Annotated in this window: 9 protein-coding genes; all 9 read left to right on the top strand. The window is 44.3% G+C overall.

The window, feature by feature from the left end; all coding sequences use genetic code 11:
• Positions 1-24 precede the first annotated feature (24 nt).
• The 9 genes from ACFO6W_RS21925 (at position 25) to ACFO6W_RS21885 (ending at position 15,605) form a co-directional block, all read left to right on the top strand.
• Positions 25-2,286 carry a GH92 family glycosyl hydrolase gene (locus tag ACFO6W_RS21925; protein WP_380000491.1) on the top strand — a complete coding sequence of 754 codons (2,262 nt, stop codon included), beginning with the start codon at positions 25-27 and terminating at the stop codon, positions 2,284-2,286.
• 15 nt (positions 2,287-2,301) lie between these two features.
• Entirely contained in the window at positions 2,302-4,044 is a 1,743-nt protein-coding gene (locus tag ACFO6W_RS21920) for a family 43 glycosylhydrolase (protein ID WP_380000489.1), read from the top strand.
• A 12-nt stretch (positions 4,045-4,056) separates the two neighbouring features.
• On the top strand, positions 4,057-5,379 hold the full coding sequence (locus ACFO6W_RS21915) for a glycosyl hydrolase family 28-related protein (RefSeq protein ID WP_380000487.1): 1,323 nt from the start codon (positions 4,057-4,059) through the stop codon (positions 5,377-5,379).
• Positions 5,380-5,388: 9 nt separating this feature from the next.
• On the top strand, positions 5,389-7,758 hold the full coding sequence (locus ACFO6W_RS21910) for a glycoside hydrolase family 31 protein (RefSeq protein ID WP_380000485.1): 2,370 nt from the start codon (positions 5,389-5,391) through the stop codon (positions 7,756-7,758).
• A 114-nt stretch (positions 7,759-7,872) separates the two neighbouring features.
• Positions 7,873-10,542 (top strand): glycoside hydrolase family 3 N-terminal domain-containing protein, encoded by a 2,670-nt coding sequence (locus tag ACFO6W_RS21905; protein ID WP_380000483.1) that lies wholly within the window; start codon positions 7,873-7,875, stop codon positions 10,540-10,542.
• A complete protein-coding gene (locus tag ACFO6W_RS21900) occupies positions 10,539-11,948 on the top strand; it encodes a GDSL-type esterase/lipase family protein (protein WP_380000481.1) in 1,410 nt (469 codons plus the stop codon). Before ACFO6W_RS21905 ends, ACFO6W_RS21900 begins: the two co-directional genes overlap by 4 nt.
• On the top strand, positions 11,945-13,615 hold the full coding sequence (locus ACFO6W_RS21895; RefSeq protein WP_380000478.1) for a GH35 family beta-galactosidase: 1,671 nt from the start codon (positions 11,945-11,947) through the stop codon (positions 13,613-13,615). Before ACFO6W_RS21900 ends, ACFO6W_RS21895 begins: the two co-directional genes overlap by 4 nt.
• Positions 13,616-13,717: 102 nt before the next feature.
• Complete coding sequence (locus ACFO6W_RS21890; RefSeq protein ID WP_380000557.1) at positions 13,718-14,644, top strand: family 43 glycosylhydrolase; 927 nt, start codon at positions 13,718-13,720, stop codon at positions 14,642-14,644.
• Between the two features lie 25 nt (positions 14,645-14,669).
• Positions 14,670-15,605, top strand: coding sequence for a family 43 glycosylhydrolase (locus ACFO6W_RS21885; protein WP_380000475.1), 936 nt, complete (start codon positions 14,670-14,672; stop codon positions 15,603-15,605).
• Positions 15,606-15,816 lie beyond the last annotated feature (211 nt).

The raw sequence follows: 15,816 nt of genomic DNA, 5'->3' as shown, positions 1-15,816 counted from the left end.
TACCAACTTAATAAATTACTAATTATGAAAATCAGTAATATCTGTTTTTTTATCTGTATCCTTATTTTATCAGCTTGTACATCAATAAACAATGATAGTACAAACAAGCAGCCGGTCGACTATGTAAACCCTTACATGGGAAATATAAGCCACTTGCTTGTACCAACCTACCCCACCATCCACCTGCCAAACAGCATGCTCAGAGTATATCCCGAACGTGCCGATTTCACGGGTGATGTAATCAACGGACTGCCATTGATTGTGACCAGCCACAGAGGACGTTCGGCATTCAACCTTAGCCCTTATCAGGGCTCCGTAGAAAACATAAAGCCTGTCATAGCATATAGTTACGACAGGGAAAAGCTGGCCCCATACTTCTACGAGGTAGACCTGGACGACCAGCAAACGCATATTCAATATGCACCTTCACATCAATCAGCCATTTATCAGATTGATTATACACAAACAGACTCGCCTGTTTATCTGATACTTAATTCCAAAAATGGAGAAATCAAAGTAGATGGAAATACAGTTAGCGGATACCAAAAACTTGAAAACAATACCAATGTCTATATATATCTGCAAACAGAACAAACCCCTATACAATCCGGCACATGGAAAGATAACACAATCGATGAAAGCCGGAAACAAGCCCAGGGCAGGGATTCTTTTGTCGTTTTATATTACGGCGACAAGCCGCAAACTATAAACCTTCGCTACGGTATTTCGTTTATCAGCGAAGAACAAGCAAAGAATAACCTGCAAAGGGAACTAAAAGATTATAATGTGAAGCAACTCGCCGACAAAGGCCGCGCGATTTGGAATGAGGTTTTAGGTAAGATTAAGGTGAATGGGGACAACGATACAGAGAAAACCGTATTTTATACATCTCTGTATCGTTGTTATGAACGTCCGGTTTGCATCAGTGAAGACGGGCACTATTTCAGTGCCTTCGACGGAAAGGTACACGAAGACGGAGGCAAACCATTCTATACCGACGACTGGATCTGGGATACTTACAGGGCGACCCATCCGCTACGCGTACTCATCGAGGCAGAAACAGAAGTAAACATCATCAATTCGTACCTGCTGATGGCCGAACAGATGGGCAACAACTGGATGCCTACATTCCCCGAAATCACAGGAGATTCGCGCCGGATGAATTCGAATCATGCCGTAGCTACTGTTATAGACGGTTATACTAAAGGGTTGAAAGGCTTTGACCTTGAAAAAGCATATACCGCCTGCAAAAAAGGTATAGAAGAAAAAACTCTAATTCCGTGGTCGGGTGCGCCTGCCGGATGGCTCGACGAATTCTATAAAGAATATGGCTATATTCCGGCCCTGTACCCGGGAGAGAAGGAAACTGTAGAGAACGTAAATTCGTTCGAGAAGCGCCAGCCTATCGCCGTCACTCTCGGTACATCTTACGACCAATGGTGTCTCTCTCAAATAGCTAAAGCATTGGGCAAGACAGATGAAGCCGACTATTACCTGAAATGTTCTTATAATTACAGAAACGTCTATAATGCCGAAACAGGATTCTTCCATCCTAAAGATAAAAACGGAAAATTCATCGAACCGTTCGATTACCGCTATTCGGGAGGAATGGGCGCACGTGATTATTATGGGGAAAATAATGGCTGGGTCTACCGCTGGGATGTACCTCACAATATAGCCGACCTTATCGGCCTGATGGGTGGAAACGAACAATTTATCGCTAATCTGAATCGTACATTCACAGAGCCGCTGGGTAAAGGCAAACCGGATTTTTACGGACAGCTACCCGACCATACAGGCAATGTGGGACAATTCTCAATGGCAAACGAACCGAGCCTTCATATCCCGTATTTATATAATTATGCCGGACAGCCGTGGAAAACGCAAAAACGCATCCACACACTGATAAACCAATGGTTCCGTAACGACCTCATGGGTCTGCCTGGGGATGAAGACGGCGGCGGTACTTCTGCCTTTGTCGTATTCTCTATGATGGGCTTCTATCCCGTAACCCCGGGAATGCCTGTGTATAATATAGGCAGTCCGTTTTTTGCAAATACTAAAATGGCAATGAGTAACGGTAAAGTATTCGAAATAGAGGCTCAGAACTATTCCGATGATAATAAATACATCCAGTCGGCAACATTAAATGGAAAAGAATGGAATAAAGCATGGTTCAGCCATTCGGATATAGAAAACGGAGGTAAGTTGATACTGGTGATGGGTAATAAACCGAACCGGAATTGGGGAGCAAAAGACGTCCCGCCTTCTGCCGGAAAATTATAATTAAATTATAAAAGCATGTATAAAATACATTCATACATATTATTTTTTTTAGGTTTATTCATTCTTTACAGTCCTTTTTCTAAAAGCCAGACTAATAGTGGAAACAGGCAAATAATAGCTAATCCCCTTAATCTGAATTATCGATTCCAGTTCGATGATCCGACACGGAGGGAAGCTGCCGACCCTGTCATAGAATACTTTAAGGGAAAGTACTACTTATTCGCCTCTAAGTCGGGGGGCTACTGGAGTTCCCCCGATTTAAGCGAATGGACTTATATTCCGTGTAAATCTATTGAAACCATTGAAGGCTACGCGCCCACCGTTCTTGTACACAACGATGCGCTGTATTATCTGGGTTCGGGTGCACCTAAAATATTCAGGACTACCGATCCCGAAGAAGACAACTGGGTAGATACAGGCAGCCGGTTTAGTCACGGAATGACCGATCCTGCTTTTTACAAGGACGATGACGGAAAGGTTTATCTTTACTGGGGATGTTCTGATACAGATCCTATAATGGGTGTCCGGGTTGACCCTGACAACGGGTTTAAGGAAATAGGTGAAGCTGTCGTACTCATCAGGCATAACGGTGATAAATACGGATGGGAAGTACCGGGAGCAAATAATGAAGAAGACCGAACCGGATGGAATGAAGGCCCTTGTATTATCAAACACAAGGGTAAATACTACCTGCAATACGCTGCACCGGGCACACAATACCGCATCTATGGCGATGGATTATATATATCCGATAGCCCTCTGGGCCCGTACACTTATGTAGAAAGCAGCCCGTTCTCCTTCAAACCCGGAGGATTTATCGGCGGTGCAGGACACGGCCACACATTCAGGGACAAATACGGAAATTACTGGCATGTGGCTACCATGACTATCTCGGTAAGGCATATGTTTGAACGAAGAATCGGATTATTCCCTGCTTATATATCGGCTGACGATGAGTTGCATTCACATACCGTGCTCTCCGACTATCCTTTCTGTATTCCCGGTAGGAAAATAGATATGGAAAAGAACGACTGCTCCATGTCATGGAATATATTATCCTATGGCAAAACAATTACGGCATCTTCGTCCCTGACAGGATACGAACCGACAAAAGCAAATGATGAGAAAATAGAAACATGGTGGGCTGCTGCTTCTGGTAAACCGGGTGAATGGTTACAAACCGACTTGGGCAAACCGATGACTGTAAATGCTATTCAGATAAACTTTGCAGATCATAACTTCACGATGCGAGCTCCGGAAACATATTCCTATCAGTATATCATAGAGTGCTCAGCAGAGGGCGCCGACTGGGAAACAATCGTCGACAGAGCTTCCAACAATAAGGATATGGCACATGAACTTATTCTCCTCGATAGCCCACAGGAAGCAAGATATATCCGCATAAAAAACACAAAAGATGTACCCGGCAATTTCTCATTATACGATCTCAGGATATTCGGAAACGGACAAGGAAAGATACCGGAAAAAACTCCTGATATCCACATTGAAAGAGATGCCGTAGATAAGAGAATAATAAGACTGAATTGGGACAAAACCGCTGATACAAACGGTTATATCCTCCGATGGGGAGTAAAAAAAGACCAGTTAAGAAATGCAGCAATGATATATTCCGATAATTTCTTCGAAGGACGTTTCTTCAATCGAGATTCGGAGTATTATTTCTCCATGGACTCATTTAATGAGAATGGTATTAATAAAGGAAAGAAGATATATAATTCAAAAAATAAAGTTCAATAAATTCTATTTATTATGAAAAAAATAATATTTACACTGCTCTTCATCCTTGGTACAACAAGCATGTCGGCACAGGGATTAAGTAAAAAACAACAGGATGCGGACATCAAGCCTTATCCGGAATCCGTTGATGTTGTTTCTGTTAAGGATTTCGGAGCAAAAGCGGATGGAGTCACAGATGACACGGACGCTATCCAAAAAGCAATGAACTCTTTCGGTAAAAGAGGAGGGACTGTTTATTTGCCTAATGGCACCTATCTGATCGCCGGATCGCTGAATATTCCGCAAGCCATTACCTTAAAGGGTTCGATAGAATCGGTACCATCACATAATGGTATCCGCAACGCCGGACTGCCAAAACCGGGTGATGACGGCACAACACTACTCATCACAGGAAATAAAGGGAAAGACCTTGATGGTACTCCTGCCATAACGATCAATACAAACAGTACCCTGCGAGGCGTTGTAATGTACTGGCCATCACAAGACCCGGACAAAATACCCGATGCTTATCCGTGGGGGGTAGCTATGAAAGGTAAAAATCCGGCTCTTCTCGATGTGGAAATGCTCAATCCTTATAATGCTATCGACGCATCGCATAACGAACGCGCCCTTATCCGCAATATCAGCGGGCAGCCGCTTCGCCGAGGCATATATGTAGATGCCATCTATGACATAGGCCGTATTGAAAATGTACACTGGAATCCATGGTGGAGTATGAAACCTACTCTTTACAACTGGCAAAGGGAGCATGGCGAAGCGTTTATCTTCGAGCGTACCGACTGGCACTATGTAATAAATACTTTCTGCTTCGGATATAATGTAGGATATAAGTTCGGGGCAAGCCAGGGGAGTACAGGCTCATGTAACGGGAACTTCCTGGGAATAGGTGCCGATGCCTGCCACACATCTGTAAAAGTAGAGCAAAGCGCAGCTTATGGAATACTTATCACTAATGCCGAATTTGTTGCCCTGAATGGCGATGACCCTACAATGGTGGAAGTAACATCGGCCAATCATGGCAATGTACGCTTTGTAAACAGCGCGTTCTGGGGCCCTTGCAACCAGATTGCCAAAATCAACGGAGAAGGAACAGTAGGTTTCTCCGACTGTATTTTCGTACAATGGGACAGAAACAAGGAAAACAGAAGTGCAATACAGGCAAACAGCGGTTCTATCGTTGTACGTGGATGCGACTTCATGCACGACAGTCCGCAGATTACTATCAGTAAAGACGTACAGCGCGCTATTGTCAGCGAAAATACCATCAAGGGGAAAGTCCGTATCAGCAATAATGCCACTAACAGCTATATAAACGGAAATCTGGGTACAGAATAACAGCAGGGCATGAAGAAATCTATAACAATCCTTATGTTGATGGCTTTGTCAACGCTATTGAGCGCACAAAGCTATCAGCAAACATCTCAAGGCGTAAAAGCTGAAGTCGGCCGCACTGCGATCGAATTGCAATTCTATAGTCCCAGGATTGTCAGGGTATTGAAATATCCTAAAACCGAGAAGGTTAATAAAAAGAGCCTTTCAGTGATAAAGATACCGGAAAAGACAGATTTTAAAACAGAGAGGTTTAATAATGTAATTTCCCTTTCATCTTCTGAAATAATTGTTACCCTCAACCTGACAACAGGGGATGTACAATTCAATGGATTGGACACCCGTCCGTTCATTGCTGAAAAAAGCTCTTCCTCTCTCTTTACGGACAAACAGTACAAAAGCGGAAAGACCTACGAGATTCAACAAACCTTCCTGCTGGACAAGCAGGAAGCGATGTACGGACTTGGGCAACACCAGCAGGGATATATGAATCAGCGGGGAAAAAGCGTGCGCCTGCGTCAGATGAATACGGAGATTGCTGTTCCTATTATCCACTCAGTAAAAGGATATGCTGTATTCTGGGATAATTATTCGGAAACCGAATATAAAGACTCCTTCGATGGGATGTCATTTACATCGGTCTCGGGCAAATGTATCGATTATTACTTTATGTATGGGAAGGATGCGGACGGCACTATCGCCCGGATACGCAACCTTACAGGGCAGGCGCCTATGTTCCCGCTCTGGACGTATGGATTCTGGCAGAGCCGCGAGCGTTATACCTCTCAGGATGAACTGGCAGGCACTGTCAGGAAATACCGCGAACTGGGAGTTCCTCTCGATGGCATCATACAGGACTGGCAATACTGGAGTACCGATAACACGCATTGGAACGCTGTCGAATTCGGAAATCCGGCCTTCCCCAATCCAAAGCAAATGGTGGAGGATATACACAGGCTGCATGTGCATGTGGCTATATCGGTATGGCCGTCTTTCGGCCCGAATACTAATATTCACAAAGATTTGAATAAAAGGAAACTATTGCTGAACTTCGATACTTATCCCCACAACAATGGGGTAAGGGTGTACGATGCATTCAACCCCGAAGCCCGTAAAATATACTGGGACTACATGAACAAGAACATTTTCTCGTTAGGTATGGATGCTTGGTGGCTCGATGCCACGGAGCCGGAGGATAATATCAACGGGGAAACTCTCGACGGAGCAACTTTTCTGGGAACTTACAGAGACATCTCCAATGCTTTCCCCATCGTTTCTGTCGGAGGCGTTTATGATAACCAGCGAAAAGTTACTGCGGATAAGCGCGTGTATATTTTCACCCGTTCAGCTTTTGCCGGACAGCAACGTTACGGTGCAAATTCCTGGTCGGGAGATATCGATTCCAGATGGAGCACTCTGCGTAAACAGATTCCGGCAGGATTAAACTTTTCTCTTTGCGGTATCCCTTACTGGAATACCGATATAGGCGGTTTCTGGGCAGGCAGGGCATATCCCGGAGGGATTAAAGATATTGCTTTCCACGAGCTGTATGTACGCTGGCTGCAATTCGGGACATTTACTCCGATGATGCGTTCGCATGGGACAAATACCCCGCGGGAAATCTATCAGTTCGGGAAAAGAGGAGACTGGGCCTTCGACGTACAGGAGAAATATATCAATATGCGCTATAGCCTGATGCCGTATATGTATTCGACAGGACATGACATTACAAATAATTCGGGCTCGATGATGCGCGCTTTAATGATGGATTTTGCGAAGGACCCGAAAGTATATGACATAGACAACCAGTTTATGTTTGGAAAATCTATCCTCGTAACACCTGTAACCGACTCTATGTATGTAAACCGTACACGGGATGGCAGGACGGTCGCCGACTTCAGCGCGGCAAAAATACAAAAAGTGTACCTGCCGAAAGGTGCTGACTGGTATGACTTCTGGACAGGAGAGAAAATCAAAGGAGGACAGGAGATAAGCAAAGCCGCTCCTATCGACATTATTCCTTTATATATAAAGGCCGGTACTATTCTGCCTTGGGGGCCAAAAGTGCAATATGCAGAAGAAAAGAACTGGGATAACCTCAATATTTTCATATATCCGGGTGCTGACACCGAGTTTGTCTTATATGAAGACGAAAACAATAATTACAATTATGAGAAAGGTATTTATTCCACAATCAAAATGATGTGGGATGATATAAGCCAAACCCTTACCATAGGTGCAAGACAAGGAGAATTTCCGGGTATGTTATCTAAACGGACTTTCAGAATTACCCTTTTGCCTGCCGGGAAAAGCATCCGGTCTTTAACAGACAAGGCTGATCACCTTATTGTATTTGATGGAAAAGAAATTAACGTTAAAATGTAGTATTAATGCGTTATTAAGCGTGTCTTAATGTTCCTGTTAAGGTTATTTTAATGGAGTAGAAATACTTTTGATCCAGGAAAAATCAACTAAATAGCCTTGATTAAAATTATACCCATGAGAAAGATAAATTACATCTGTGTCGCAGCTTTTCTGCTGCTCCTCAGTGCAGGATGTTCAGACACGCCACGTTACAAAAACGCAAACGCGCCGGTAGAAGAGAGGGTAAACGACCTGCTCTCCCGGATGACATTAGAGGAGAAAGCCGCCCAGCTGGATATGCTTTCAGCGAATGATATACTCGATGGCCCCGATAAGCTGAATGAGGCGCAAGCTATGCATTTCATAGATTCCATGTGCATTGGTTCCATTCATGATTTTTATCCTAAAACGGCTGCAATTGCCAATGCAGTACAAAAACGCGCGATAGAGAATTCCCGTCTGGGAATCCCCTTAATATTTATAGAAGAAGCATTACACGGTTATCAGGGCGAGGGAGCGACTACATTCCCCACCCCGATAGGCAATTCATCCTCATGGGATACCATATTGGTAAATAATATAGGCAAAGCTATTGCCGCCGAGGCCCGGGCACACGGCGTGCATTTCATACTGGGGCCGAACCTCGATCTGGCCCGCGATATCCGTTGGGGACGTACCGAAGAAACATTCGGGGAAGACCCATACCTCTCGTCACGTTACGCCGTTAACCTGATAAAAGGAATGCAGGGCAACAGCCTGAAAGACAACAATGCCGTTGTCGCCGAACCGAAGCACTTTGCCATACACGGCATACCCGAAGGGGGAGTAAATACTTCACCGGTCTTTATCGGGGAACGGGAAGCCCGTTCCACACATCTCTATGTATTCGAGAAAGCCGTTACCGAAGCAAAGGCAAAAGGGATTATGGCAGCCTATCACGAAAGGGATGGTGTGCCGGCTATTGCTGACCCCTGGCTGCTAAAAACCATATTGCGTGACGAATGGAAATTCGGCGGCTTTGTTGTATCCGACCTAGGAGCTATTGCCAAACAATATAAAGACCACCATACTGCCGCGTCGGGCGAAGAAGCGATTGTAAATGCGCTCTCTGCAGGACTGGATATGCAGTTTTATGATTATCCCCACGATGTATTTCAGAATACAGTTGTGCAGGCTGTGAAAGATGGTAAACTATCTGAAAAAGATTTGGACAGGGCGGCAGGTAGTGTATTGAGGGTAAAATTCGAACTCGGGCTTTTCGATAATCCCTATACGGATGAAGCGTTAACAGCGAAAGTATTCCATAGTGAAGAGCACCGGAAATTAGCCCTTGAAGCTGCCCGGAAATCAATCGTATTACTCGAAAACAAAGACGATATATTACCTTTAAAAAAGAATATCAAGTCTATCGCCCTTGTCGGTAATCTGGCCAATGTATCTTCGTTAGGAGGTTACTCTCCGGCCGGAGCAAAAGGTGTAACAGTATATCAGGCCTTGAAAAAAAGATTCGGCGATAATGTAAAGATCAATTTTGTAAACAGTGATATATCGGAACGCTTCTCAAACATTCCTTTAACGGCTCTGAATCCGAAATCAACTCCCGATAAGAATGGGTTGGATATGGAGTTCTTCAACAATACCGACTTTCAAGGCTCGCCGGTCTATACGTCTACCGGTGATAACCTGTCCGTTTACTGGCACAACCTGAGTCCCGCTCCCGGTATAAACTCTGATAATTTTTCCGTCCGTTGGAGCGGAACTATCACAGCCCCCGTATCGGGCGAATACGAATTCCAGCTGAATGCTGATGATTATGCACGTGTATCCATAAACAATGAACTCCTTATTGACTGCTGGGGAAATGACAAACGGAAACAGACAGGCAGTAAGAAAATAAGTATGACAGCCGGAAAACCTGTTCCCGTTACACTGGAATATGCCGAGATAGAAGATATTGCTTACATCAATCTGAAATGGAGAATGACACAACTTACATCTTCATCTTTGTACAGGGATGTGGCAAATGCTGCCGCCGCTTCCGATGTTACAATAGTTGTAATCGGCGAAACAAACGACGAAGTAGGTGAAAGCCGCGACAGGCAAAACCTCTATCCTCATCAAACCGATCTGGATATTATCAAAACAGCTAAACAGGCCAATAAACCTGTTGTAACAGTAATGCTTACAGGCCGCCCGCTGGTGCTTACGGAAATAGCTGCAAATTCGAACGCCCTTCTTCAGGCATGGTATCCCGGCGAAGCCGGAGGAGATGCTGTGGCCGATGTCCTATGGGGCGACTATAATCCTTCGGGTAAATTATCAATCAGCTTCCCGAAAGAGCAAGGCTCATTACCTATATATTATTCAAAGAAACCATCTGCCAGCCGCAGATATGTAGACGGGAACGGGGAACCGCTATATGAATTCGGGTATGGACTTAGCTATACCGATTTCACTTACTCAGCACTAAGCATACAACCCGAAAATCCAAAAACAACTGACAATGTCACGGTAACTATCAACCTGAGAAATACAGGAAATGTAGACGGGGCAGAGGTAGTACAGTTATATATAAACGATAAAGTTAGTAGTGTCGCAACTCCGGTAAAACTATTAAAAGGCTTTGCCAATGTATTCCTGAAAGCAGGAGAAAGCAAGGAGGTAAAGATAAATCTTACTCCGGAACATTTGTCATTGATAAATGCCGGAATGAAACGTGTGGTAGAACCCGGGGAGTTCGAAATAATGGTCGGAAGTTCATCAAAAAACATACATCTCACTCAAAGTATAACCATAACAGAATGAAACAGTTATTAACACTAGCGCTTTCCTTATTACTGACGACAACCATCAGTGCGCAAAAAAGGATAGCCTGCATCGGCGCCAGCATCACCGAAGGAGCAGGAACTACCGATATGGCAAAGAATTCATTTCCGGCACAACTGGGAACCTTGCTTGGAAACGAGTATAAAGTTTTGAATTTCGGCCTCGGTGGCCGCACAATGCTTCGTAAAGGAGATTTTCCTTACCGGGAAACAGAGCAATATAAAAAAGCGCTCGCCAGCAATCCTGATATTGTATTCATCGATTTGGGAGGGAACGATGCCAAAGCCCGGAATCGTATCCATATGAATGAAATGGAAGGGGATTGTATCGATATGATAAAGTCTTTCAGACAACTGCCGTCCAATCCGCGGGTAATACTGATGCTTCCTATTGTTTCGTTCGAACCCGATACAGCGCAGATATGGGATGCGGTGATTGTGAATAAGATAATTCCCTGCCTTCGCAAAGCGGCCTATAAGGAAGGTATTGAAGTACTGGATATGCACCCCTTACTCATTAACAGGAAGGACTTAATGCCTGATAATATTCATCCCGACAATGAAGGCGCTGCCATTATTGCCCGCAGGTTGTTCGAACAGGTAACCCTGAAGACAGACAAGGACTTTGATATACTGACGAATATAAAGGTACCGTATACCACTTCCGAATTCAGCGGATATGTATGTGCCGACTTCAAATTAAGAGGACGTGAATGTAAAGTGGTAAAACCCAAAGAAGCCGCACCGGGAAAACCATGGATTTGGCGCACCCGCTTCTGGGCACACGAACCTCAGACAGACATAGCCTTGCTCGAAAGAGGATTCCATCTGGTCTATTGTGATGTGGCCGAACTGATGGGAAATCAGGAAGCATTATCTATCTGGTCTGATTTTTATAAGATACTGATCAAAGCGGGATTATCCAGAAAGAGCGCCATGGAAGGCATGAGCCGCGGAGCTATGTACTCATTCTGCTGGGCAGCAGCCAATCCCGACAAGATAAGTTGTGTATATGTAGATAATCCTTTGCTCGATTGCCGCTATCTGGCCGACAGGGAAGGCGACTTAGGGGAAATGACAAGGGATTTTATGGCCGCATACGGACTGAAAACGAAGGATGATATCCGCAACTTCAATGGCAGCCCCACAGATAAGGTAAAGGAAATCGTAAAAGGGAGATATCCGATACTGATACTCTGTGCCGACCAGGATGAAGCGGTACCACCTACCCAGACACTTCTTTTTGAAGAGAAGATCAAGGCCCTGGGCGGTGATATTACCGTAATGATGAAACACGGATTCAAACATCATCCGCATAGTTTCCCCAATCCTGCACCGATAGTAGACTTCATATTAAAAGCTAATAGCAATCAAATAATGAAATGAGAAAAGCTATAATCTTCATATTTATATATTTATTATCAGCCGGATCGATATGGGGACAGGATATTCCTCATTTAAAGAGGAATGAAAACAATATTACCCAACTCATTGTAAATGGCAGGCCATACATAATGCTTGCCGGCGAACTGATGAACTCCAGTGCTTCTACCCTGGAAAGTATGGCCCCAAAATGGAAGCAGCTAAAAGCACTTAACCTGAATACAGTGCTGGCAACCATAGCTTGGGAACAAATAGAACCGGAAGAAGGCCAATATGACTTTTCCATTGTAGAGGGTCTTATCAAAGAAGCCCGCCGACATGATTTGAAACTCGTCTTTTTATGGTTCGGTAGCTGGAAAAACGGCTCCTCAGGATATGCCCCGCATTGGATGATGAGAGATACCAGGAGATTTCCACGAATGGAAAACGACAAAGGGGAAAACCGTCCGTTCCTCTCAAATTTCAGCGAGAACCTGATAAAAGCCGATAGTAAAGTATTCGGCGCTTTAATGAACTTCATTAAGCAAACAGACGGCGAAGAACATACTGTGCTTATGATGCAGATAGAAAACGAAATGGGTCTGCTGGGAGATAGCCGCGACCGTTCTGATAAGGCGAATGAGCTATTTGCGAAAGAAGTGCCTGTCGAACTGGTTCAATATCTCCAAAAGAATGAGAAACAAATTCTACCCGAAATAACCGGGCAATGGAAAGCCAACGGGAAGAAATCCCGGGGAAACTGGCTCTCGCTATTCGGGAATGATAGTCAGAAACTTGCCGATGAAATGTTCATGGGATGGTATTATGCCAGATTCGTAGAGCAGGTTGCCGCCAGTGGGAAGAAAGAATATGCCATTCCTATGTTTGTAAACGCATGGACCATTTATCCGGGCGATCCGGTACCGGGAAACTATCCCAGTGGCGGCCCTAATCACCGGATGCTGGATATATACCAGTGTGCAGCTCCGTCTATAGACTTTCTGGCCATAGACAACTATAATGAAGACTATATATCCCAACTAAAGCAATACAACAGAAATGGTAATCCGGTCTTCGTTCCCGAAGCTGTCGCCCTGTGGCGGGGGGAAAAGTGGAGCAGCCCGGCAAAAGCATTCTATACTTTAAGTGAATTTGACGCTTTGGGATTCTCTCCCTTTGCCATTGACAACGCTATCTATGACGATAAACACCCTCTGAAAGATGCATATCATGTATTGAACAACCTGATTCCCCTGATTACTAAAGAGCATGGATCGGGCAAAATGAGGGGATTTATGCAACAAGATAATAAGTCCGATAAAATTGATTTTGGAGATTATGAGATCAATATCCATTACAATTATCCTTATCTGGGCTATGGATTGGTAATAAGGCTTTCCGAAGATGAGTTCTTAATTGCTGGAAACGGAGCAGATATATCATTCCGCTCTAAAGTAAAATCATTACGGGGTATCAGTTATGGAACTATCAGGGAGGGCTACTTTGTAAACGGGGAATGGAAGACTTCAAAATATATAGGAGGAGACGAAGCTATGCAGGGAGTAGGCGGTGTCAAGCTCCCTCCTGTTTATCTGAGTGAAGATGCAAACCAGAATCTGGTATCCATCCTGCGAATCAAAGTAATACCTGTCAAGAGTTCGACTTATACCAACAAAAACATCTTCGATTAACTGAATAATTATACAACTTAATAACATATTAAAGAAATGAAAAAGTACCCTGTTCTTCGTAAAGCCAAAGCCATTTATCCATTATTCGGATTATTCTTATGCATGCTGTTGTCCAATAATGTTTCCGGTCAGAAAAACCCGTTTATACAACATATGTACACCGCCGATCCTTCGGCACGTGTATGGGCCGACGGCCGCCTGTATGTATATGCATCGCATGATATTGCACCCCCGAGAGGTTGCGACCTGATGGACCAGTACCATGTATTCTCTACCGACGATATGGTAAACTGGGTAGACCACGGCGAGATACTCCGTTCGAGCCAGGTGCCTTGGGGCAGACCCGAGGGCGGATTTATGTGGGCTCCCGATTGCGTCTACAAGAACGGAACGTATTACTTCTATTTTCCTCATCCGAGTGAATCAAACTGGGGCAAAAGCTGGAAGATAGGTGTGGCCACAAGTAAGTACCCGGCAAAAGACTTCGTAGTGCAAGGCTATGTAAAAGGTATGGAAGCTCATATCGACCCCAACGTATTTATCGATGATGACGGACAGGCTTATATTTATCAGGGTGGAGGCGGTGTCTGCCTTGGTGGTAAACTGAAAGACAATATGATGGAGGTAGACGGCAAACTGCAAAAGATGGAAGGATTGTATGATTTCCACGAAGCCACATGGGTACACAAACGCAATGGTATCTACTACTTGTCATACTCCGATAATCACGATGATAACTGGAATGACGGAGTAAAAGGGGATAACAGGATGCGTTACGCGACCAGCAATAGTCCGCTCGGTCCATGGGAGCATCAGGGTATCTATATGGAGCCTACCAACAGTTATACAAATCACGGCTCTATAGTCGAATACAAAGGACAATGGTACTCATTCTACCATGACAGTTCGCTCTCCCTCAAAAATGGTGAATTCAACGACTGGCTCCGTTCCATTTGTGTAGATAAACTATACTATAACGAAGACGGGACAATCCGGATGGTGAAGCAGACAAAAGAAGGCCGGAAATAACAACAACCCATAAAATAAGCTTATAATGAACAAGATAGCACACCTATTATGTATTATAACATACATTCTTGTCCCAAACAATACGTATGCTCAAAAGAATCCGTTTATCAGACACATGTACACAGCCGACCCTTCAGCACGTGTATGGGCCGACGGACGGCTATATGTATATGCATCACATGATATCGCTCCTCCGAGAGGTTGCGACCTGATGGACCAATACCACGTTTTCTCTACCGATGATATGGTAAACTGGACAGATCACGGCGAGATACTTCGTTCCAGTCAGGTTCCGTGGGGAAGGCCCGAAGGCGGATTTATGTGGGCACCGGATTGCGCCTACAAAAATGGTGTATATTACTTCTACTTTCCTCACCCAAGCGGAACGGAGTGGAACAAAACATGGAAAGTGGGGATCGCGACCAGCACCAAACCGGCCAGTGATTTCAAGGTACAGGGATATCTCGATTTAGGAGAAGATAATTTTGCCATGATAGACCCTTGTGTCTTTACCGATGATGACGGACAAGTCTACTTCTACTATGGTGGAGGAGGCCGGTGCAAAGGCGCTAAAATGAAAGCCAACATGATAGAATTAGATGGTAAACTACAGGAAATGACCGGCCTTGACGATTTCCATGAAGCTACATGGGTACACAAATACAATGAAACCTATTACCTTTCATATTCGGACAATAATCCCGGAGCCAACCGCAAGAAGTATGCAACCAGTAAAAGCCCGTTGGGACCATGGAAATATCAGGGTGTATATATGGACCCTACCGGCTGCGATACAAACCACGGTTCGATAGTCGAATATAAAGGACAGTGGTATGCATTCTATCATGACAGTTCGCTTTCCGGAAAAGGCAATCTACGTTCTATTTGCGTAGACAAGCTATATTACAATCCTGATGGTACCATCAGAAAAGTAATCCGGACGAAAGAGGGCTGGAAATGATATCTGGCGTTTAACATTCTATTAAATCACTATGAAAAGCACATACTCCCCTATTGTTTAACATCCCTCTGTCTGTCAGGAATTAACTATCAATACTAAAAATAGGAGAAGGCTGGATTGTCAATAATCCGGTCTTTCCTTTTCAAGCGTTGATCTTATCAATCCTGGCCTGATGCCTCCCCCCTTCAAAGTCGGTATTGAAGAAGACTTC

Source organism: Dysgonomonas termitidis, assembly GCF_042654545.1.
Lineage (GTDB): Bacteria > Bacteroidota > Bacteroidia > Bacteroidales > Dysgonomonadaceae > Dysgonomonas > Dysgonomonas termitidis.
This window is presented reverse-complemented; position numbering and strand designations above follow the sequence as displayed.

Bases quoted from the DNA above. Each gene is read 5' to 3' on its own strand.
- ACFO6W_RS21885 (WP_380000475.1), top strand. From the start codon at position 14,670: ATGAACAAGATAGCACACCTATTATGTATTATAACATACATTCTTGTC.
- ACFO6W_RS21915 (WP_380000487.1), top strand. From the start codon at position 4,057: ATGAAAAAAATAATATTTACACTGCTCTTCATCCTTGGTACAACAAGC.
- ACFO6W_RS21910 (WP_380000485.1), top strand. From the start codon at position 5,389: ATGAAGAAATCTATAACAATCCTTATGTTGATGGCTTTGTCAACGCTA.
- ACFO6W_RS21900 (WP_380000481.1), top strand. From the start codon at position 10,539: ATGAAACAGTTATTAACACTAGCGCTTTCCTTATTACTGACGACAACC.
- ACFO6W_RS21925 (WP_380000491.1), top strand. From the start codon at position 25: ATGAAAATCAGTAATATCTGTTTTTTTATCTGTATCCTTATTTTATCA.
- ACFO6W_RS21895 (WP_380000478.1), top strand. From the start codon at position 11,945: ATGAGAAAAGCTATAATCTTCATATTTATATATTTATTATCAGCCGGA.
- ACFO6W_RS21920 (WP_380000489.1), top strand. From the start codon at position 2,302: ATGTATAAAATACATTCATACATATTATTTTTTTTAGGTTTATTCATT.
- ACFO6W_RS21890 (WP_380000557.1), top strand. From the start codon at position 13,718: ATGCTGTTGTCCAATAATGTTTCCGGTCAGAAAAACCCGTTTATACAA.
- ACFO6W_RS21905 (WP_380000483.1), top strand. From the start codon at position 7,873: ATGAGAAAGATAAATTACATCTGTGTCGCAGCTTTTCTGCTGCTCCTC.